This is a genomic window from Thiomonas islandica (assembly GCF_055383445.1).
In genome coordinates this window covers 1,758,175-1,778,255 of sequence record NZ_AP042391.1, presented here as the reverse complement: position 1 = coordinate 1,778,255, position 20,081 = coordinate 1,758,175, and the positions used below count along the sequence as shown (strand labels likewise).

The following is a 20,081-nucleotide window of genomic DNA, read 5'->3' as shown; positions in this document are numbered from 1 at the left end:
AACGATTCAGTTCAAGGTCAGGCGGGCGACGTTGGCCCGGGTCTGCGGCGCGAGGTCGACCGGTTTGCCGTCATAGGTCAGTCTGGTGCTGGGCGCATTGCCCACGACCACGGCCAGCGGCGCACTGGCAGCAGGCACCCGCACGGTCTGCGGTGAGCCGGGCTGCAGCAGCGCGGAAAAGATCACTTTCCCGTCCCGTGCGGTCACCTGCACCCAGCTCGGCGCGGTGACGTTGAACTCCAGGGTCTTTCCAGCGGGAGCCGCAGATGCGGAAGCCGCCGCACTCGATGCAGGCGTTGCCGGCACAGAGGCCACCGCAGCAGGTGCAGAGTGCGCCACCGCAGCGTCGGAATGTGGCGCCGCGGGCACCGATTCGGCTTGCGCCGGTGTGGGCACCGCCTCGTGCACCGCTGCGGTGGATGCTGCCGGCGCGGACGTCCTGGGCAGCAGCCCATCGACCGCCACACGCAACGCGGGCCAGAAATACACCCCGGCGGCCAGCACGGCGATGAGTCCCGCAAGCCCCAGCAGACCGCGCGACCGCAAGCCCCCAGCACCTGCGCGCGGCAGCGGCCGCTCTGGCAGATTGGCCATGTCGTGGACATTTGCCGAGACGGGCTGGGCAGTGAGCACCGGCGCGCCGGGCAGCAGGTCAAGCAGGGGCTGCGGATCCACCCTCAGCGCCTTGCAACTGCTACGCAGCAAGGCGCGGCCGAAGGTGTCGTCAGGCAGGCTGGACCAGTCGCCCGACTCCAGCGCGGCAATCTTGGCCGGCGTGACCTTGAGCTGCGCGGCCAGTTCCTCGATATTGCGCCCGGCGGCCAGACGCGCCTCGCGCAGCGCCGCACCAGCCCGCGCACGGCTGTCGATCAGCTCGGGTGCAATCTCGGACATGCTGGATCACTGATTGAGCAGGGTCGAATCATCGAACCGACCCTGTTGCGCAGCAATCGCCTCGCGCGAATCGGGGAAACGCTGCTCGAGCTGGTTGCTCCACTGGGCTGCGTCGAGCGGATTGCCCGCCCGCCGCGCGATCAGGATGCCCACCCAGAGCGACTGCGGACTAGCGTAGGGCCCGCTGTTAACCCGGGCGATGTAGAACAGCGCCTCCTTGGCCTTGCCCAGCCGGTCGAGTACGACCGCCAGATTGGTCGATATCGCCGGGTTGGCCGGATCGAGTGCGAAGCCTCTTTTCAGCGTAGCCTCGGCAGCGTTCAGGTCATTGGCGCGTGACTGGCAGACGCCCAGCGCCAGATAGGTACGCACCGGATAGCGATAGTTCGGGATGGCCAGCGCCTTGTTGAACTGCACGAACGATTGGTCGTAGCGCTTTTGCTGGCACAGAAACCAGCCGTAATTGTGCAACGCGTCCGCGTTGTCGGGAGACAGTCGCAGCGCTTCGCGGTAGTTGGCCTCGGCCTTGGCGTTGTCACCCAGCGCCATATAGATGAGCGCCCGCATGTTGTAGGCGGCGACGAAATCAGGCTTTTCCGCCAGCGCCTTGTTCACCTCGTCCAGCGCCACCTGGAACTGGCCGCGCTGGTAATAGCCCTCGGCCAGTTCGAGCCGCAGCTGCACCCGCTTGAGCACGGCGGTATCGCTCGCGCTCGGCGATACCGCAGACCCCATTTCGGCCTCGCGCTGCGATGACATAGCACAGCCGCCCAGCAGCGCGGTGCAGAGCAGCATCCCGCCGAGAACCGCTGCCCGCCAGGACCGAGCAGCGTAAGACGCAGTTAGACGCAGGAACATGGGCAAGATCTCTCTCATGGTCGCAGGTCGGCCGCGGGCTGGGCAGCGGCCTGCTGCATGCGGATGACACGACGGGTGCGATCCTGCACTTCGCCGGCGAGTTGACCACAGGCGGCGTCAATATCGTCACCGCGGGTCTTGCGTACCGTGGTGACGATGCCGGCGTCCATCAGCACCTCGGCGAAGGCCGCAACCCGTGTAACGGGCGAACGCTTGAGCCCCGACTGTGCGAACGGGTTGAACGGAATGAGGTTGAACTTGCAGTTCACCTGCGCGGCACGCACCAACCGCACCAGTTCGCGCGCCAGCGCCGGAGTATCGTTGACACCGTCGAGCATGCAGTATTCGAAGGTGATGAAGTCCCTCGGGGCCATGTCGAGGTAGCGCCGACACGCCGCGAGCAACTCGTGCAGCGGATATTTGCGGTTGAGTGGCACCAGCGCATTGCGCAGCGCATCGTTCGGTGCATGCAGCGAGACCGCCAGCGCCACCGGACAATCCTGTCCCAGCCGGTCGATCATCGGCACCACGCCCGAGGTGGAGACAGTGACGCGGCGACGCGACAGACCATAGCCGTCGTCGTCAAGCATGGTGCGCAGCGCAGGAATCAGCTGGGCGTAGTTCTGCAGCGGCTCGCCCATGCCCATCATCACCACGTTGGAGATGGCCCGCTCGCCAGCGGCCAGGCCGAGCTCGCGCCGCATGGTGAACTCGGCATGCCAGAGTTGCGCAAGGATTTCCCAGGTCTGCAAATTGCGGCTGAATCCCTGATGGCCGGTCGCGCAAAACGCGCAGTTGACCGCACAGCCGGCCTGCGACGACACACACAGGGTGTTGCGCTGCGCCTCTGGAATGAACACCGCCTCGACCGCGTTGCCGCCACCGACGTCGAACAGCCATTTCACCGTGCCGTCTGCCGACCGCGACTGGCTGATCACCGGCAGCGCGCGGATCTCGGCCCGCTCACGAAGGAACTGCCGCAGCGGCTTGGCCAGATCGCTCATGGCGTCGAAATCGGCCACGCCCCGCTGGTGCACCCAGCGGAACACCTGCCGCGCGCGGTATGCGGCATGCCCGTGCTGCGCGAACCAGTCCCCCAGACCAGCGCGGTCGAACTGCAGCAGGTTGGCGGGCGCCTGAGACATCGCTCGATCGCGCCGGCGTCAGCGGCTGTAGATCGCCATCGCCGGGAAGAAAAACGCAATTTCGGCAGCCGCGGTTTCGGGGCTGTCCGAGCCGTGCACCGCGTTGGCGTCGATGCTGTCGGCAAAGTCGGCACGGATAGTGCCGGGGGCCGCCTTCTTGGGATCGGTCGCGCCCATCAGGTCGCGGTTCTTGAGAATGGCGTTTTCGCCCTCGAGCACCTGAATCATCACCGGGCCGGAGACCATGAAATCGACGAGATCCTTGAAAAAGGGGCGTGTCCTGTGCACCGCGTAAAACGCCTCGGCCTCGGCGCGAGACAGCCATGCCATGCGGGCGGCGATGATTTTCAGGCCGGCGTTTTCAAAGCGGGTATAAATCTGGCCGATCACGTTTTTCGCGACCGCATCGGGTTTGATGATGGAGAGCGTGCGCTCGGTGGTCATACTTTGCTCCTGAAATCAAAAGGTTAATTCATCATTGTAGGACACCGGCACCCGCTGTCCTGGCGCTGCAGCAAGTCGGTTTTGCCGCGTTCAGCGCCCGCCCCGATTGCCGCCACCGCCGCGGCGGCGTCCGCCACCCGGCCCGCCGGCATGGTGTGTTGCACCGTCTTTGTGGATGTAGCCAAAGCTGGTTTTCATCGGGTCTGGCTGGGCACTCTGAGTCTTTGCGCCCGACTTGCGGCGTCCCTGCCCGCCCGATCTGCCGCCAGAGGTGAGGCCGCCATCGACCCCGCCCCAGCCGCTGCCGCGCACCACCGGACTCTTGCCAAACAGCGCCTCGACCGTGGTGCGGGCGTAGCTGTCGGGCCCCGGCTGCTGCTGCCCGCCTTGCCCTTTGTTGCGGCCGCCGCGCCCACCCCGGCCGCTACGCTTGTCTGCACCGCGCTCGCCGGACTGCTGGGCGTTCTGACGCCGCGGCCCGCGCTGCGGCGGCGCATCTGCCGGCTTGCCCTGCAGCGCCTGCACAGCAGCTTTGTCGAGCTCGACATAGTCACCGCGACGCAGGCCCGCTGGTAGCACCACGCTGGCATAGCGCACGCGGATCAGCCGGCTGACCGTCAGCCCCACCGCTTCGAACATGCGCCGCACCTCGCGGTTTCGCCCTTCGGCGATGACCACGCGCCACCAGCGATTGGCGCCCTCGCCGCCTGCTTCTTCCAGGCTGAGGAACTTGGCCGGCCCGTCGCCGAGTTGCACCCCGGTGAGCAATTGTTCGCGTGCCGCGGCATCGAGCTCGCCCAGCACACGCACCGCGTATTCGCGCTGCGCCCCGTAGCTCGGGTGCATCAGGCGGTTGGCCAGGTCGCCCGATGTGGTGAACAGCAGCAGTCCTTCGGTATTGATGTCGAGCCGTCCGACAGCGGTCCACTTCGCGCCCTGCAGCTTGGGCAGGTGCTGAAACACGGTGGGGCGCCCTTGCGGGTCTTTGAACGACACCACCTCGCCCGTGGGCTTGTGATAGGCCAGCACCCGCACCTGCGCTGGGCGCAGGCGGCGCTTGATGATCTTGCCATTGACGCGGATCTGATCGGTGGGCAGGATACGCTGGCCCAGATGCGCCGGCTCACCGTTGACCGACACCCGCCCGGCAAGAATCAGGTCTTCCATTTCGCGGCGCGAACCCACGCCGCTTTGCGCCAGCACCTTGTGCAGCTTGGGCGCGTCCTCGGCCGGAGCGAGCACCCTGCGCACGATCGGTGCGGTATCGGCCACCTGGTCGAAGGTGCCGGAGATCACATCCTGAATCTGCACCCCGACGGATGGCAGCGGCGAAATGGCCGGGGCCTGCACCGCTGCACCAGCCTGCGTCTCGGGGCGTGGCACGCTACCGCGCCGCGGCGCCTTGGGTGACCGGGCCGGCTGGACGGCAGGCTCGGCGGCGGGCTGTTCGACCAGCGGTTGTTCGACGGGAAGCTGCTCGAGCGACGGTTTCCCGGCGGAAGTTTGCTCGGTCTGCTGCTGTTGGACTTGTTGTTGTTCGGCCTGCTGCGCGGACGGTGTCGGCACCTCTGGTGCCGCACTGGCTGCGGCCGCCACATCGTCAGCCGGCCCGGTTTGCGCTGCCTTCTTGCGCGGCGCACGGCGGGTTGCGGCGCGTGGTTTGCGCACCGGGGCGGCGGCTGTGGTCGGCCCCGCGGCAGTCTGCGTCGGCTCGGCCTCAGGGGTTTCTGGGTTCTCTGTGGGGTCGGAAGGGCTCATGGTGCGATTCGTTGGGAATTCAGTGAGTGGGCGGTGCTGTCGGCGAACTGTCCGCAAAAGTCGAAGCCGCCGGCATGTCCTGGGGAGCGATGGCGGCGTGCGCATCCCGTGTCAAGGGCGGTGCATCGGGCAGCTCCAGGGCAGCGTCGAACTCCGGCAGCCGCTGCTGCAGGCCGTCGAAATGCGATGTGGGATCTGCACGCTCGCCCAGCGGCGGCAGGGCGTCGAGCGAGGGCAGCCCGAGATCGTCGAGGAACTGCTGGGTGGTGGCCAGCAGCGCTGGGCGGCCGGGTGCTTCACGATGGCCGATCACTTCGATCCAACCGCGATCTTCGAGCTGGCGAATGATTTGGGTGTTGACTACGACACCGCGGATCTCCTCAATGTCGCCGCGGGTCACAGGTTGACGGTAGGCGATGATGGCCAGGGTTTCAAGCACCGCGCGCGAGTATTTCTGCGGCTTTTCAGGGTAGAGCCGTTCGAGAAAAGGCTGCATCTCGGCCCGGCTCTGAAAGCGCCAGCCCTGACCGAGCTGCACCAGCTCCACGCCGCGGCCCTGCCAGTCGGCACGCAATTCCTCGATCAACGCGCGCACTGTGTCCGCGGCGATCGTGTCGTCGAACAAACGCCGCATGTCGGCGATGGACAAGGCTTGGGGAGCGCAGATCAGCGCCGTCTCGAGGACGCGCTTGGCCTCGTGCGTGTTCATAGAGTCCCGGTATCAGCCGGCAATGACCGGCAGTTTCCGCAGTGCCGCGGGGTGCCCGAAGGCGGGCGCTATGCTGGGGAATCGCGCCCAATGTGTCTTTCGAATGAGCGAATTTTAATCAGCTTGCGGTCGCGCGCCCCTGGAGTGCCTCTCAGGCGTCGACAGGCTGCTCGGTCGCGACCGGCGGATAGAACGCGTCGGCGTGCAGGTCGCGCTCGGTCAGACCGCGTTCGAGCAGGGTTGCGCTGATCGCCTCGACCATGCCCGGCGGCCCAGCGAGATACACCTTGGCACCGGAAAAATCGGGCACCTGTTCGAGCAGATATGCGCCTAGCGGCCGGTGCACCGCCTGCGGTGGATCGCCCGGACGCGCCTCGTCGAGCGCGATGTGATAACGGAAGTTGCGGTGCCTGCGGCGCAGCTCGTCGAGTTGCTGCAAACCATAGACATCGTCCTGGTTGCGAAACCCGGCAAACAGCACCACCGGCTCGAGCTTGCCGTTGTCCAACGCGGTCTGCACCACGCTGAGCATCGGCGCCAGACCCGTGCCACCGCCCACCGCGTAAAGCGGGCCCTCGTGCCGGGGGCGGAAATAACTCGTGCCCATCGGTCCGCGCACCAGCAGCTGCGCCCCGGGGCGGATGACGCTGCCGAGCAGGCTGCTCAGCGCGCCGTTCGGCGTGCGGCGGATGTGAAATTCCAGGATGTCGTCATACTCGGCATCAACTGGTGTGCTGGCCATGGAAAAGTCGCGCGCGATTTCCTGACCCTCCACGTCGACCACCAGCTGGGCATATTGTCCGGCGGAGAAGGTGAACGGGACGCCTCCCATGTCGGCAAATTCGATGTGCAACCGCAGCGCAAAAATGTCGCGGGTCAGCGGCTCCAGCGCCACGACGCGGCACAGCAGCGTGCGCTCGGGGTGTGCGATGAGATCGTCGCTGTCGGTCAGGCGGATGGTGATGTCCTCGCGCAGCACAGCGCGGCAGGCCAGAATGATGCCGGCGTCCTTCTGCACCTGCGGCAGCGCCTTCGGGTCGTAAGCCTTGAGCGTCACTTGACCCGACTCGAGAATGCACTTACACGAACCGCACTCGCCGGACTTGCAGGAATAGCGGATCGGCACCTGGTGCCTGCGCAGCAGCTTGAGTAGGTTGTCTTCCGGATCTGCGAGCAGATCGGTGCCCGCGGGCAGGATGTGGACGCGCGGCATGGGACCTCAGATCGCGACGTCGCCGGTTTCGCCGGTACGGATGCGCACCACCTGCTCGATGCTGGTGACGAAAATCTTGCCGTCGCCGATCTTGCCGGTGCGCGCAGCCTTGACGATGGCCTCGATTGCACGCTCGACCTGATCTCCCTTGACCACTGCCTCCACCTTGACCTTGGGCAGGAAATCCACCACGTACTCGGCGCCACGGTAGAGCTCGGTGTGCCCCTTTTGCCGGCCGAAGCCCTTGACCTCGGTGACGGTCAGCCCAGTCACCCCGATCTCGGCCAGCGCCTCGCGCACTTCGTCGAGTTTGAACGGCTTAATGATCGCAGTGATGAGTTTCATGTCAGGGACTCCTGGATGTGAGATATGAAGGCGAAATGTAACGTTGATGCGTCGAGCGCGCAGAAATCAGAACGATTCCCGGTATCTGGACGTGATCGGATAGCGCCAGTCGCGGCCAAAGGCGCGGTGCGTGATGCGAATGCCGGGCGGGGCCTGTCGGCGCTTGTACTCGGACTGCTTGAGCAGATGCACGACGCGTTCGACGTCAGCGCGGGCATAGCCCGCAGCCAGGATGGCCTCGACGCTCTCGTCCTGCTCCATGTAGCGCTGCAAGATGCCGTCGAGCACATCGTAAGGCGGCAGGCTGTCCTGGTCGGTCTGATCCGCACGCAGCTCGGCGCTGGGGGCGCGGATGATGACGCGCTGCGGGATGATCTCCGCCTGACCCTGCGCCGCCGCCTGTGCATTGCGCCAGCGCGCCAGCTCCCACACCAGGGTCTTGGTCACGTCCTTGATCACCGCAAAGCCGCCGGCCATGTCGCCGTAGAGCGTGGCATAGCCCATGGCCATCTCGCTCTTGTTGCCGGTCGTCAGCACGATGCGGCCGCTGTTGTTCGACAGCGCCATCAACAGCGTACCGCGGATGCGCGCCTGAATGTTCTCCAGCGTGGTGTCACCGGGATGCAGCTGCAGCAGCGGATCGAGACTGGCGCGAAATGCATCGAACAGCGGCGTGATGGGTAGCACGTCATACTGCACGCCCAGCCGCCGCGCCATCTGCTCGGCGTCATCGAGCGACATCTGCGCGGTGAAGGGCGAGGGCATCATCACGGCGCGCACCTTGTCTGCGCCGAGCGCATCGACCGCAATGGCCAGCACCAGTGCCGAGTCCGCCCCGCCCGACAGGCCGATGAGCGCGCCGGGAAAACCGTTCTTGCCGAGATAGTCACGCACCCCGAGCACCAGCGCGTCGTACACCTCAGCATGGTCAGAGCGCAACGCAGCCACATGCGCCGGCTCCTGCCGCAGCACTTCGCCCCCGGCCACATCGACCAGCAGGATGTGTTCCTCGAACTGCGGCGCGCGTGCCACCAGCTCGCCTTTGCTGTCGAGCACGAAGGACGCGCCGTCGAACACGATTTCGTCCTGCCCGCCGACCATCTGCGACGCCACCAGCGCCATGTCGTTTTCCAGGCAGCGCTGGCGCATCACCTGCTCGCGCTGCGCCGTCTTGCCGCGATGGTACGGCGAGGCATTGAGCACCAGCAGCACCTGCGCCCCGGCCGCTTTGGCCAGACGCGGCGCGTGCGGCAGCCAGGCGTCCTCACAGATGTTGATACCGAAATGCGCCCCTCCCGCCTCGAACACCACCTCGCGGTCACCCGGTGCGAAATAGCGCCGCTCGTCGAACACTTGGTAGTTTGGCAACTCGTGCTTGCAATAGGTGGCTTGCACCACGCCGCCGCGCAACACTGAGGCCGCGTTGCAGGCCACCGCTTGCGGGGTGGCGGCCAGCCGCGGTGCATCGGCCAGTGCCAGCGGATGCCCGACCACCAAGGTCAATTCCGGCAGGTCCGACAGGTCATGGGCAAGCTGCTTCAATGCGTGCGCACTGGCGCGCAAGAAGGACGGTCGCAGCAGCAGATCCTCCGGCGGGTAACCGGTCAACGCCAGTTCGGGCGTGAGCACCACCTGCGCGCCCTGCGCATGGGCGCGGCGCGCCAGACGCGCGATCAGCGCGGCGTTGCCGTCCAAATCGCCCACAACCGGGTTGCACTGCAAAACAGCGAGTCGAATGGTCATGGATGGAGATTTTCGCACCGAGTTGCTCAGCGGCGTGGACGCACTGCCTGCTGCGCAGTGGGATGCGCTAGTGCAGCGCACCCCAGGCACCACACCGTTTCAACGCCACGCCTGGTTAAGCGCGCTGGAGCGCACCGGCTGCGTTGGCGCCGGCACTGGCTGGCAACCACGCGTGCTAACACTGCGCGACCGTCACGCAGAGCTCGCCGCAGCCTGCGCGTTATATGTCAAGAGCCACTCCTACGGCGAATACGTGTTCGACTGGGCCTGGGCGCGCGCCTATGCCGAACACGGCCTGCCCTACTACCCCAAGCTTTTGCTAGCCGTGCCGTTCACCCCGGTAACCGGCGCCAAGCTGCTCGGCCGCGACGGCGCCGCGCGCCAGGCGTTGCTGCACAGTGTGCTGAGGCTGGCCCGGGAAAGCGGCTCGAGCTCGCTGCACGCACTGTTCCTCGACCCACAGGAGGCGCAGTGGGCCGGCGCTCTCGGCATGCTGCCACGCACCACCCTGCAGTTCCACTGGCGCAACCCACCCAGCGCGGACGCCAGACCCTTGTCCGATTTCGACGGATTTCTCACCAGTCTGCGTCATGAAAAGCGCAAAAAAATCCGTCAGGAACAACGCCAGGTGCGCGATGCCGGCGTGACCTTCCGTGTCCTGCACGGCACCGACATTACCGCCGCGGACTGGGCATTCTTTACCCGCTGCTACGACGCCACCTACGCGCTACACGGCTCGACGCCCTACCTGAACCTGGCGTTCTTTGCCACCATCGGCCGGGAGATGCCGGCAAACTGCCTGCTGTTCGTCGCAGAACGCGGCGCAAAAGCCATCGCCAGCTCCCTCGTGCTGCTCGATCCAGTCACCCGCACTGCGTATGGGCGCCACTGGGGTGCGCTCGAACATGTTCCCGCGCTGCATTTCGACGCGTGCTATTACCGACCGATCGCCTGGTGCCTGCAGCATGGCTACACCACTTTCGAGGGCGGCGCGCAAGGCGAGCACAAAATCGCGCGCGGCCTGCAACCCATGGCAACCCTCTCGGCGCACTGGCTGGCGCACCCGCAGTTCGCGCAGGCGGTGGAACGCTATCTGCAGCATGAATCCGCAGCGCTGCAGAGCCACCAGCAGCACCTGCGTAGTCGCCTGCCGTTCAGGGAGGCGCAGTAGTCAGCCGCCTCAGGCGCGCAGCAGCAGGCGTTTTTCCGCAAAAGCCAACAGCCCGTCGCAACCTTGCTCGATCAGGTCGAGCGCCTGCTCGAAATCGCGCTCGGTGCCGTAATACGGATCGGGCACAGCGGCCATGGGCGCCTGCGGCGCAAAGCTCATGAACAAACGGCAGCGCGAGGCATACTGCGGCGGGCACTGCTGCTCGAGCAGCGCCAGATTGTCCCAGTCCATCGCCAGCAGCAGGTCAAAGCGCGCAAAGTCGGCCTCCTCGACCGCGCGGGCGCGCAGGCTGGAAAGGTCGTAGCCGCGCTGGCTGGCGTGGCGCTGGCTGCGGCGGTCGGGCGGCGAGCCGACATGAAACGCATGCGTCCCGGCCGAATCGATGCGCACGCGCCGATCCAGCCCAGCCGCGCGCACCTTGGCGCGGAACACGCCTTCGGCGGTCGGCGAGCGGCAGATGTTGCCCATACAGACGAACAGCACGGAAAAATCAGACATGGCAAGGCACGCAACTGCGCGCAGAAGCGACAAACCCCATGCATTATCGATGGGGCGGTCCGATGCCACCTGAAATTCCCGCGATGTCGTGTCAACCGATCCGTGCCGGTGCGCATTAAGAGACCGATCCGGCTTGGATCGTTTCCACCTAACTCTTTAGAGAGATCTTTCCATGAAGAAAATCGTTGCCATCCTGTTCGCCTCTCTGTTCGCCACCGTTGCCATGGCGCAAACCCCGGCTTCGGCCGCCCCCGAGGCCGCCAAGCCTGAAGCGCACAAGGAAATGAAGAAAGAGCACCACAAGGCCACCCACCACAAGAAGGCCGAGCACAAGGAAATGAAGAAGGAAGAGAAAAAGGCCCAGTAAGGCCCGCTTCTCGACATGGCAGCAGCCACGGCTGCTGCAACGCGTCGAAATCCCCCGTCAGTATGGCTGCGGGGGATTTTTTTATTGTGCGCAGCCGAACGGCCCGCAGCGGCGACCTCCTGCCCTTGAAATCGCACCAAGCGTCCCCATGCTGGCACCGTTCCCCCATTCACGGACCGATGCTCCATGCAGACTGATCCCCAAAATTCCCAGACCGTCGATCCACAGGCCGTCGCCCCCCAGACCCCGCAGGACACCTCGCATCAGGAGCTGATCCCTGAACCTTCGCTGGCGGACGAACTGGCCCAGGCACAAGAAGAGATCGGCAAACTCAACGACCAGCTTCTGCGCGCCCGCGCAGAGATGGAAAACATCCGCCGGCGCTCGGAGGAAGAAATCGCCAAGGCACGCAAGTTCGCGGTCGAAACCTTTGCAGAAGCGCTGTTACCGGTCAAGGACAGCCTAGAGGCGGCGCTGGCCGACACCAGCGGCAAGCCCGAGGTTCTGCGCCAAGGCGTGGAACTCACCCTGAACCAGCTCAAATCGGCCTTCGAGCGCAACCGTTTGCAGGAAATCGCACCGAGCGCCGGCGAAAAATTCGATCCGGCCGTACACCAGGCCATTTCGGTGCAGCCCAGCGAGCAGCCTGCAGGCAGCATCGTCTCGGTGCTGCAGAAAGGCTATCGCATCGCCGAGCGCACCCTGCGGCCCGCGCTGGTCACCGTGGCGCAGTAAGGCCAGCGGAATCGCAGCGTCTGCCTCGGGGCAAGCTTGAATTTCAGGCGCCCCCCCTCATTTAGTCAGTAGTCGAAAATCAGCGCCTTGCGGCGCGGCACAAACGGAGAATTTCCATGGCAAAAATCATCGGCATCGACCTCGGCACGACCAATTCCTGCGTGGCCGTCATGGAGGGCAACACCCCCAAGGTCATCGAAAACAGTGAAGGCGCACGCACCACGCCGTCCATCGTCGCGTACATGGAAGACGGCGAAATCCTGGTCGGCGCGCCGGCCAAGCGGCAGTCGGTTACCAACCCGCACAACACCCTGTTTGCCGTCAAGCGGCTGATCGGGCGCAAATTCGAAGAGCCCGAGGTGCAAAAAGACATCAAGCTCATGCCGTACAAGATCATCCGCGCCGACAACGGCGATGCCTGGGTGGAAGTGCGCGGCAAGAAGCTCGCGCCGCCGCAGATCAGCGCCGAAGTGCTGCGCAAGATGAAAAAGACCGCCGAAGACTATCTCGGCGAGCCCGTGACCGAGGCGGTGATCACCGTGCCGGCCTATTTCAACGACAGCCAGCGGCAGGCGACCAAAGATGCAGGCCGGATCGCTGGGCTGGAGGTCAAGCGCATCATCAACGAACCCACCGCCGCGGCGCTGGCCTTCGGTCTGGACAAGCATGGCAAGGGCGATCGCAAGATCGCGGTGTATGACCTGGGCGGCGGCACGTTCGATATCTCGATCATCGAAATCGCCGATGTCGACGGCGAGAAGCAGTTCGAGGTGCTGTCGACCAACGGGGATACCTTCCTCGGCGGCGAAGACTTCGACCAGCGCATCATCGACTACATCATCACCGAGTTCAAGAAAGAACAGGGCGTCGACCTGAGCAAGGACGTGCTCGCGCTGCAGCGCCTGAAGGACGCGGCGGAAAAGGCCAAGATCGAGCTGTCGAGCTCGACGCAGACCGAGATCAACCTGCCCTACATCACCGCCGACGCCAGCGGGCCCAAGCACCTGAACATCAAACTCACCCGCGCTAAGCTGGAGAGCCTGGTCGAGGACCTGATCGAGCGCACGATCGAGCCGTGCCGCACGGCGATCAAGGACGCCGGGGTGAAGGTCAGCGACATCGATGACGTGATCCTGGTCGGCGGCATGACCCGCATGCCCAAGGTACAAGACAAGGTCAAGGAATTCTTCGGCAAGGATCCGCGCAAGGACGTCAACCCGGACGAGGCCGTGGCCATCGGCGCGGCGATCCAGGGGTCGGTGCTCGCTGGCGACCGCAAGGACGTGCTGCTGCTCGACGTCACCCCGCTGTCGCTGGGGATCGAGACCATGGGCGGCGTGATGACCAAGATGATCACCAAAAACACCACCATCCCGACCAAGCACACTCAGGTGTTCTCTACCGCGGACGACAACCAGCCGGCGGTGACGGTCAAGGTGTATCAGGGCGAGCGCGAAATGGCCGCCGGCAACAAGCTGCTGGGCGAGTTCAACCTGGAAGGCATCCCGCCGGCGCCGCGCGGTGTGCCGCAGATCGAGGTGACCTTCGACATCGACGCCAACGGCATTCTGCATGTCAGCGCCAGGGACAAGGGCACCGGCAAGGAGAATAAGATCACCATCAAGGCCAACTCGGGTCTGACCGAGGAGGAAGTGCAACGCATGGTGCGTGACGCCGAACTCAACGCCGCGGAAGACCACAAGAAACGCGAACTGGCCGAGGCCCGCAACCAGGCCGATGCCGCGGTGCATTCGGTGCGCAAGTCACTGGCCGAACATGGTGACAAGCTCGACGCCGGCGAGAAGTCCGCCATCGAGGACGCGATCAAGGCCGCCGAGGTCGCGATCAAGTCTGAAGACAAGGCCGAGATCGAGGCCAAGACCAGTGCCCTGCTCGCCGCCAGCCAGAAGCTGGGCGAGAAGATGTACGCCAGCCAGGCTGGTGCGCAGGCCGCAGCAAGCACCGCCGGTGCAGGCGCGCAGACTGCGGGCGATGACACCGTGGTCGATGCCGAATTCAAGGAAGTCAAGGATGGCAAGGCCTGATCGCCGCAGTTGGCTGCATTCCTGACGGGAGGGCCGCAACCTGCGCGGCCCTCCCGTTTGTCCATCCTCTCAAACCGCTGTCAAGGCTGAACCCGTGGCCAAACGTGACTACTACGAAGTATTGGGCGTAAGCAGAAACGCCTCGGATGACGAGATCAAGAAGGCCTACCGCAAGCTGGCCATGAAGCATCACCCTGACCGCAATCAGGGCAACAAAGAGTCGGAGGAGACCTTCAAGCTCATCAAGGAGGCGTACGAGTGTCTGTGCGACCCGCAAAAACGCGCGGCCTACGACCAGTACGGCCATGCCGGGGTCGATCCCTCGGCGGGCGGGTTTGGCGGTGGGTTTGGCGGATTCGCCGGCGGCGCGGGCTTTGGTGATTTCGGCAGCATCTTCGACGAAATCTTCGGTGGTGGCCGGCGCAGCAGCGGCCCGCAGGTGTACCGCGGCAACGATCTGACCTACTCGCTCGAAATCACCCTAGAGGATGCCGCATACGGCGTCACCAAGAACCTGCGCATCCCGACCTGGGATGAGTGCGACACCTGCCACGGCAGCGGCGCCAAGCCCGGCACCAAACCCATTACCTGCACCACTTGTCACGGCAGCGGCCAGGTGTCGCAGCGCATGGGGCCGTTTGCGATGCAGCAGACCTGCCCGACCTGTCACGGCAGTGGCCGGCTCATTCCCGAACCCTGCCCCGCCTGCCACGGACGCGGCCGCATCCAGAAACACAAGACACTAGAAGTGCAGATCCCTGCAGGCATCGACTCAGGCATGCGTATTCGATCCTCCGGCAATGGCGAACCCGGGGTCAACGGCGGCCCGCCCGGCGATCTGTACGTGGAGATCCAGATCAAGCCGCACAGCGTGTTCGAGCGCGACGGCGACGATCTGCATTGCCGCGTGCCGGTGAGCATGGTTACTGCTGCGCTGGGCGGCAGCATCGACGTGCCCACACTGGGCGGCAGAGCCGAGATCGACCTGCCCGAAGGCACGCAGACCGGCAAGACCTTCCGTCTGCGTGGCAAGGGCATCAAGGGCCTGCGCTCCAGCTATCCCGGCGATCTGTACTGCCACATCACGGTCGAGACACCGGTCAAGCTGAACGAAGAACAAAAGCGCCTGCTGCGCGAACTCGACGACTCGCTCAAAAAAGGCGGTGACCGCCATTCACCGCAGGCCAAATCGTGGTTCGACAAGGCCAAAGAGTTTTTCAAACCTGCGTGAGCCAAGACCCGGCGTGCATGGCCATGACAAGGGGTGCGAAAATGGCACCCTTTTTTCATTTCGCACCCAATCATGGAAGCAGAACGTCTCAACGCCATTTCTAACCGCATCGACGACCTCCGGCAGCGCGTTCAGGCGCTAAGGGGGTATCTTTGACTTCGATGCCAAGTCCGCGCGCTTGATGGAGGTGGTTGGCGCGCTCGAAGACCCGCAGGTCTGGAACGATCCCAAACGCGCGCAGGAACTCGGCCGCGAGCGCAAATCGCTCGAGACCGTGGTACTTGGCCTGGGTCAGCTCACGACCACCCTGGCTGACTACCGCGAGCTGTTCGACATGTCGCGCGAAGAAGGCGACGACGCCACTTGCGCCGCCATCGAAGCCGATCTGGACAAATCCGCCGCCGAGGTCGAGGCGCTGGAATTCCGCCGCATGTTCTCCAACCCGCTCGATCCGAGCAATTGCTTCATCGACATCCAGGCTGGTGCCGGCGGCACCGAGGCGCAAGACTGGGCTAGCATGCTGCTGCGCCAATACCTGCGCTACTGCGAACGCAAGGGCTTCAAGACCGAGGTGATGGAGGAGACCGAGGGCGACGTAGCCGGCATCCGCAGCGCCACCATCAAGGTCGAGGGCGACTATGCCTACGGCCAGCTGCGCACCGAGACCGGCGTACACCGCCTGGTGCGCAAAAGCCCATTCGACTCCTCCGGCGGCCGCCACACCAGCTTTGCCAGCGTATTCGTCTATCCCGAGGTAGACGACTCGATCGAGATCGACATCAACCCCGCCGACGTGCGCACCGACACCTTTCGCGCCAGCGGCGCCGGCGGCCAGCACATCAACAAAACCGACTCCGCGGTGCGCCTGACCCACATCCCCACCGGCATCGTGGTGCAGTGCCAGAACGACCGCAGCCAGCACCGCAACCGCGACGAGGCCTGGCAGATGCTGCGCTCGCGGCTGTACGAACACGAGATGCGCAAGCGCATGGCCGAGCAGCAAAAGCTCGAATCGACCAAGAGCGATGTCGGCTGGGGCCACCAGATCCGCAGCTATGTGCTCGACCAGAGCCGCATCAAAGACCTGCGCACCAACGTCGAAATCTCCAACACTCAGAAGGTGCTCGACGGCGATCTCGACGAGTTCATCACCGCCAGCCTGAAATCCGGCCTTTGATTCCCCTCGTCCGCTGAACCCCGCACAGCCATGACCGCCAAACCCGATACCCCCGCCCGCATCACCCGCCTGGCGGACTACACCCCGCCGCCCTACGCCATCGACAGCGTGCAGCTACGCTTTGACCTTGACCCCGCCAAGACCCGGGTGCACAGCCGCATGGCCGTGCGCCGCGTCGAAGGCGTCGCTGAGACCGCCCCGCTAGTGCTTGACGGCGAGGACATCACCCTGCTCAGCCTGAAGGTCAACGGTGAATTCGTCGCCTTCCGCCAGGAGGGCAATACCCTGCTGCTCGACAAGCTGCCCGCAGCGTTCACGCTGGAAATCGAAACCCTCACCGTGCCGCAGGACAACACGCAGCTGACCGGGCTTTACATGTCGGGCGGCGCGTTCTTCACCCAGTGCGAAGCCGAGGGTTTCCGCCGCATCACCTACTGGCCCGATCGCCCGGATGTGATGAGCCGCTTTCATGTCACCCTGCGCGCGGACAAGGCCAAATACCCGGTGCTTCTGTCCAACGGCAACCTGGTGTCGCAGACCGACCTCGAGGATGGTCGGCACGAGGCTGTCTGGGACGACCCCTTTCCTAAGCCCTGCTATCTGTTCGCACTGGTCGGCGGCAACCTGGTGTGTCGCGAGCAGACCGTGCGCGCGGCCTCGGGCAAGACGCATCTGCTGCAGGTCTATGTGCGCGCGGGCGACCTCGACAAGACCGAACACGCGATGCAGTCGCTGATCAAGGCGATCGCCTGGGACGAGCAACGATTCGGCCTAAGCCTCGATCTCGATCGCTTCATGATCGTCGCTGTGAGCGACTTCAACATGGGCGCGATGGAGAACAAGGGCCTGAATATTTTCAACACCAAGTACGTGCTGGCCAACCCGGCCACCGCCACCGATGCCGACTATGACGGCATCGAGAGCGTGGTCGGCCACGAGTACTTTCACAACTGGACCGGCAACCGCGTCACCTGCCGCGACTGGTTCCAGCTCAGTCTCAAGGAAGGCCTGACGGTCTTTCGCGATCAGGAATTCAGCCAGGACCTGGCCGCGGCCGCAGGCGGGAAATCGGCGCGCGCGGTCAAGCGCATTGAGGATGTGCGCATGCTGCGCTCGGTGCAGTTCTCCGAAGACGCCGGCCCGATGGCGCATCCGGTGCGCCCGGAGCAATACCAGGCGATCGACAACTTCTACACCGCCACGGTCTATGAAAAAGGCGCCGAAGTAGTGCGCATGATGCAAACCCTGGTGGGCCGCCCCGGTTTCCGTACCGGGCTGAATCTGTACTTCCAGCGCTTCGATGGACAAGCCGTGACCTGCGACGACTTCGCCCAGGCCATTGCCGACGCCAACCCCGGCTCGCCGCTGGCACAGCATCTGGCGGCATTCAAGCGCTGGTACAGCCAGGCCGGCACCCCGCGGGTACATGCGAGCGGCTTGCTGGACGCCAGCTCCGGCACCTACACCCTCACCCTGCGCCAGACCCTGCCCGACACCCCGGGCCAGACCGGCAAGCAGCCGCAGGTCATCCCGGTGCGCATGGGCCTGCTCGGGCCCGACGGCGCCGCACTGCCGCTGTGGCTGAATGGGCAGGACAAAGGCACCGACACCGTGCTGGTGCTCCTCGAACGCGAGCAGACCTTCACCTTCGATCGCATCGCGGTGCCAGCGGTCACGCCCTCGCTGCTGCGCGGCTTTTCCGCGCCGGTCATTCTCGATGTCGCCTATACCGACGCCGACCTGCTGCACCTGCTGGCGCATGACAGTGACCCATTCAACCGCTGGGAGGCGGCGCAGCGGCTGGCGCTGGCGCGGCTGCTCGACGCGCTGCGCAGCGACGAGCCGAACCCGCCCCGGCTCGACGCCGCCCATCTCGACGCCCTGCGCGCGGTGCTGCAACACCCTGCACTGGATCCCGCGTTCAAGGAACTGGTGCTGACCCTGCCCGGCGAGGCCTACATCGCCGAGCAGCTCGACATCGTCGATCCCCCCCGAATTCACCGCACCCGACAGGCGCTGCGCCGCGCGCTGGCGCAGCAGCTCGCTTCCGAGTGGCAAGTGGTACACGACGCGCTCGCACCCAGCGCCGGCTACAGCCCCGACTTCGCCAGCAGCGGTCGGCGCGCGCTGCGCAATCTGGCGCAGTCCTACCTGTGCGAGCTGGGGCAGCCGCAGTGGCTCGGCCGTATCTACCAGAAGGTCAAGGATGCTGACAACATGACCGACCGGTTCGCCGCGCTCTCCGCCCTGGTGCAGGTCGGCGCCGAGCTGGCCGCACCGGCGCTGCAGCGCTTTGCCGCACAGTTCGAGCACGAGCCGCTGGTCATGGACAAGTGGTTCGCGCTGCAGGCCAGCGCCCCCGACCACGACGGCCGCCAGCTCGACCGCGTGCGCGCGTTGATGCGGCACCCAGCCTTCTCGCTGCACAACCCCAACCGCGCGCGCAGCGTGCTGTTCGCCTACTGCCAGGGCAACCCCGGCGCTTTCCACCGTGCCGACGGTGCTGGCTACGCCTTCTGGGCCGAGCAGGTCCAGGCGCTCGATGCGATCAACCCGCAGGTCGCCGCACGACTGGCCCGCGCGCTGGATCGCTGGCGCAAGCTCGTCCCCGCCTACCGCGACGCCGCACAGCACGCACTGCATACCGTGGCGCAAAACCCCCGACTGTCGGCCGACACGCGCGAAATCATCGAGCGTGCGCTGGCCGGCTGATGTCCCGACACTGGCCTCCACCATGACCCAATCGATCAACCTCACCCGCTACCTCGTCGAGCAGGAGCGCGCCCATGCCGGCATTACCCCACACCTGCGTCTGCTGGTCGAAGTGGTCGCCCGCGCCTGCAAGCGCATCAGTATTGCCGTGAACAAGGGCGCGCTGGGCGACGTGCTCGGCTCCGCCGGCACCGGCAATGTACAGGGCGAAGTGCAGAAAAAGCTCGACATCATCGCCAACGACGTGCTCATCCACGCCAACGAATGGGGCGGGCATCTGGCCGCCATGGCCTCGGAGGAGATGGACACCGTATTCGCCGTGTCGGACGACTACCCGCGCGGCGAATATCTGCTGCTGTTCGACCCGCTCGACGGCTCGTCCAACATCGACGTGGACGTCACCATCGGCACCATCTTTTCCGTGCTGCAGATCCCGCAGGACACCCCCGCCGTCACCGAGCAGCACTTCCTGCAACCCGGCCGCCAGCAGGTCGCGGCGGGCTACTGCGTCTATGGCCCGCAAACCCAGCTCGTGCTCACCTTGGGGCATGGCGTAGCCGTGTTCACCCTCGACCGCGAACAAGGCACCTTCGTCCTCACCCAGCGCGACCTGCAGATTCCGCCGCGCACCAGCGAGTTCTCGATCAACATGTCCAACCTGCGCCACTGGGCACCGCCGGTGCGGCGCTATATCGACGAATGCCTACAGGGAAAGGACGGCCCGCGCGGGCGCGACTTCAACATGCGCTGGGTCGGTAGCATGGTGGCCGACGTGCACCGCATCCTCATGCGCGGCGGCGTGTTTCTCTACCCCTGGGACCAGCGCGAACCGAACAAACCCGGCAAGCTGCGCCTGCTCTACGAGGCCAACCCGATGAGCTTTCTGGTCGAGCAGGCCGGTGGCGCGGCCATCAATGGCACCCAGCGCATTCTCGACATCGTCCCCACCGCGCTGCACGAGCGCTGCAGCGTCATGCTCGGCTCTCGCGAAGAAGTCGAGTTGCTGCGCAGCTACTCCTTAGGCGCCGCCTGAAGC

Annotated in this window: 17 protein-coding genes and 1 pseudogene; 8 read left to right on the top strand and 10 right to left on the bottom strand. The window is 65.2% G+C overall.

The genetic code is table 11. The annotated features are described in order from the left end of the window. Positions 1–6 precede the first annotated feature (6 nt). The 9 genes and pseudogenes from ACZ47F_RS08685 to ACZ47F_RS08645 all read right to left on the bottom strand — a co-directional run bounded on the left by ACZ47F_RS08685 (position 7) and on the right by ACZ47F_RS08645 (position 9,109). A complete protein-coding gene (locus ACZ47F_RS08685; RefSeq protein WP_464924335.1) occupies positions 7–894 on the bottom strand; it encodes a helix-turn-helix domain-containing protein in 888 nt (295 codons plus the stop codon). A gap of 6 nt (positions 895–900) precedes the next feature. Continuing rightward, positions 901–1,752 (bottom strand): type IV pilus biogenesis/stability protein PilW, encoded by an 852-nt coding sequence (gene pilW / locus ACZ47F_RS08680; protein ID WP_464924334.1) that lies wholly within the window; start codon positions 1,750–1,752, stop codon positions 901–903. Between the two features lie 14 nt (positions 1,753–1,766). After that, a complete protein-coding gene (gene rlmN, locus ACZ47F_RS08675) occupies positions 1,767–2,897 on the bottom strand; it encodes a dual-specificity RNA methyltransferase RlmN (RefSeq protein ID WP_464924333.1) in 1,131 nt (376 codons plus the stop codon). Between the two features lie 18 nt (positions 2,898–2,915). Continuing rightward, on the bottom strand, positions 2,916–3,341 hold the full coding sequence (gene ndk, locus ACZ47F_RS08670) for a nucleoside-diphosphate kinase (RefSeq protein ID WP_464924332.1): 426 nt from the start codon (positions 3,339–3,341) through the stop codon (positions 2,916–2,918). 90 nt (positions 3,342–3,431) lie between these two features. Further along, positions 3,432–5,099 carry a 23S rRNA pseudouridine(2605) synthase RluB gene (gene rluB, locus ACZ47F_RS08665; protein ID WP_464924331.1) on the bottom strand — a complete coding sequence of 556 codons (1,668 nt, stop codon included), beginning with the start codon at positions 5,097–5,099 and terminating at the stop codon, positions 3,432–3,434. Positions 5,100–5,244: 145 nt separating this feature from the next. After that, positions 5,245–5,808, bottom strand: a pseudogene (scpB, locus tag ACZ47F_RS08660) (SMC-Scp complex subunit ScpB); the annotation flags it as partial. A 151-nt stretch (positions 5,809–5,959) separates the two neighbouring features. Beyond that, positions 5,960–7,021 carry a 2Fe-2S iron-sulfur cluster-binding protein gene (locus ACZ47F_RS08655; RefSeq protein WP_464924330.1) on the bottom strand — a complete coding sequence of 354 codons (1,062 nt, stop codon included), beginning with the start codon at positions 7,019–7,021 and terminating at the stop codon, positions 5,960–5,962. Positions 7,022–7,027: 6 nt separating this feature from the next. Continuing rightward, positions 7,028–7,366, bottom strand: coding sequence for a P-II family nitrogen regulator (locus tag ACZ47F_RS08650; RefSeq protein WP_464924329.1), 339 nt, complete (start codon positions 7,364–7,366; stop codon positions 7,028–7,030). Positions 7,367–7,432: 66 nt separating this feature from the next. After that, positions 7,433–9,109, bottom strand: a complete 1,677-nt coding sequence (locus ACZ47F_RS08645; RefSeq protein ID WP_464924328.1) for an NAD+ synthase — start codon at positions 9,107–9,109, stop codon at positions 7,433–7,435. On the opposite strand from ACZ47F_RS08645, the gene ACZ47F_RS08640 reads away from it, so the two are divergent. Continuing rightward, complete coding sequence (locus ACZ47F_RS08640) at positions 9,108–10,280, top strand: GNAT family N-acetyltransferase (protein WP_464924327.1); 1,173 nt, start codon at positions 9,108–9,110, stop codon at positions 10,278–10,280. The two genes, ACZ47F_RS08645 and ACZ47F_RS08640, sit on opposite strands and share 2 nt — an antisense overlap. A gap of 9 nt (positions 10,281–10,289) precedes the next feature. Here the strand turns inward: ACZ47F_RS08640 and ACZ47F_RS08635 are convergent, their stop codons facing one another. Beyond that, on the bottom strand, positions 10,290–10,778 hold the full coding sequence (locus tag ACZ47F_RS08635) for a low molecular weight protein-tyrosine-phosphatase (protein ID WP_464924326.1): 489 nt from the start codon (positions 10,776–10,778) through the stop codon (positions 10,290–10,292). Positions 10,779–10,950: 172 nt separating this feature from the next. Here ACZ47F_RS08635 and ACZ47F_RS08630 point away from each other — a divergent pair, with 172 nt between their 5' ends. The 7 genes from ACZ47F_RS08630 (at position 10,951) to ACZ47F_RS08600 (ending at position 20,078) form a co-directional block, all read left to right on the top strand. Beyond that, positions 10,951–11,145 carry a hypothetical protein gene (locus ACZ47F_RS08630; RefSeq protein WP_464924325.1) on the top strand — a complete coding sequence of 65 codons (195 nt, stop codon included), beginning with the start codon at positions 10,951–10,953 and terminating at the stop codon, positions 11,143–11,145. Between the two features lie 186 nt (positions 11,146–11,331). Further along, a complete protein-coding gene (grpE, locus tag ACZ47F_RS08625) occupies positions 11,332–11,880 on the top strand; it encodes a nucleotide exchange factor GrpE (protein WP_464924324.1) in 549 nt (182 codons plus the stop codon). A gap of 116 nt (positions 11,881–11,996) precedes the next feature. After that, a complete protein-coding gene (dnaK, locus tag ACZ47F_RS08620) occupies positions 11,997–13,925 on the top strand; it encodes a molecular chaperone DnaK (RefSeq protein WP_464924323.1) in 1,929 nt (642 codons plus the stop codon). 94 nt (positions 13,926–14,019) lie between these two features. Further along, positions 14,020–15,156, top strand: coding sequence for a molecular chaperone DnaJ (dnaJ, locus tag ACZ47F_RS08615; RefSeq protein ID WP_464924322.1), 1,137 nt, complete (start codon positions 14,020–14,022; stop codon positions 15,154–15,156). A gap of 72 nt (positions 15,157–15,228) precedes the next feature. Further along, positions 15,229–16,333, top strand: a protein-coding gene (gene prfB, locus ACZ47F_RS08610; RefSeq protein WP_464924321.1) for a peptide chain release factor 2 whose coding sequence is annotated in 2 segments (ribosomal slippage) — positions 15,229–15,309 and positions 15,311–16,333 — 1,104 coding nt in all. Because the reading frame shifts where the segments join, the coding sequence is not laid out codon by codon here. A gap of 30 nt (positions 16,334–16,363) precedes the next feature. Further along, positions 16,364–19,045: an aminopeptidase N gene (gene pepN, locus ACZ47F_RS08605; RefSeq protein WP_464924320.1), complete on the top strand. Its 2,682-nt coding sequence runs from the start codon at positions 16,364–16,366 to the stop codon at positions 19,043–19,045. 22 nt (positions 19,046–19,067) lie between these two features. Further along, entirely contained in the window at positions 19,068–20,078 is a 1,011-nt protein-coding gene (locus ACZ47F_RS08600; protein WP_464924319.1) for a class 1 fructose-bisphosphatase, read from the top strand. Positions 20,079–20,081 lie beyond the last annotated feature (3 nt).

What these genes read in the sequence shown, in the direction of transcription:
- ACZ47F_RS08685 (WP_464924335.1), bottom strand. Translation starts at nt 894, where the DNA reads ATGTCCGAGATTGCACCCGAGCTGATCGACAGCCGTGCGCGGGCTGGT.
- pilW (WP_464924334.1), bottom strand. Translation starts at nt 1,752, where the DNA reads ATGTTCCTGCGTCTAACTGCGTCTTACGCTGCTCGGTCCTGGCGGGCA.
- rlmN (WP_464924333.1), bottom strand. Translation starts at nt 2,897, where the DNA reads ATGTCTCAGGCGCCCGCCAACCTGCTGCAGTTCGACCGCGCTGGTCTG.
- ndk (WP_464924332.1), bottom strand. Translation starts at nt 3,341, where the DNA reads ATGACCACCGAGCGCACGCTCTCCATCATCAAACCCGATGCGGTCGCG.
- rluB (WP_464924331.1), bottom strand. Translation starts at nt 5,099, where the DNA reads ATGAGCCCTTCCGACCCCACAGAGAACCCAGAAACCCCTGAGGCCGAG.
- ACZ47F_RS08655 (WP_464924330.1), bottom strand. Translation starts at nt 7,021, where the DNA reads ATGCCGCGCGTCCACATCCTGCCCGCGGGCACCGATCTGCTCGCAGAT.
- ACZ47F_RS08650 (WP_464924329.1), bottom strand. Translation starts at nt 7,366, where the DNA reads ATGAAACTCATCACTGCGATCATTAAGCCGTTCAAACTCGACGAAGTG.
- ACZ47F_RS08640 (WP_464924327.1), top strand. Translation starts at nt 9,108, where the DNA reads ATGGATGGAGATTTTCGCACCGAGTTGCTCAGCGGCGTGGACGCACTG.
- ACZ47F_RS08645 (WP_464924328.1), bottom strand. Translation starts at nt 9,109, where the DNA reads ATGACCATTCGACTCGCTGTTTTGCAGTGCAACCCGGTTGTGGGCGAT.
- ACZ47F_RS08635 (WP_464924326.1), bottom strand. Translation starts at nt 10,778, where the DNA reads ATGTCTGATTTTTCCGTGCTGTTCGTCTGTATGGGCAACATCTGCCGC.
- ACZ47F_RS08630 (WP_464924325.1), top strand. Translation starts at nt 10,951, where the DNA reads ATGAAGAAAATCGTTGCCATCCTGTTCGCCTCTCTGTTCGCCACCGTT.
- grpE (WP_464924324.1), top strand. Translation starts at nt 11,332, where the DNA reads ATGCAGACTGATCCCCAAAATTCCCAGACCGTCGATCCACAGGCCGTC.
- dnaK (WP_464924323.1), top strand. Translation starts at nt 11,997, where the DNA reads ATGGCAAAAATCATCGGCATCGACCTCGGCACGACCAATTCCTGCGTG.
- pepN (WP_464924320.1), top strand. Translation starts at nt 16,364, where the DNA reads ATGACCGCCAAACCCGATACCCCCGCCCGCATCACCCGCCTGGCGGAC.
- ACZ47F_RS08600 (WP_464924319.1), top strand. Translation starts at nt 19,068, where the DNA reads ATGACCCAATCGATCAACCTCACCCGCTACCTCGTCGAGCAGGAGCGC.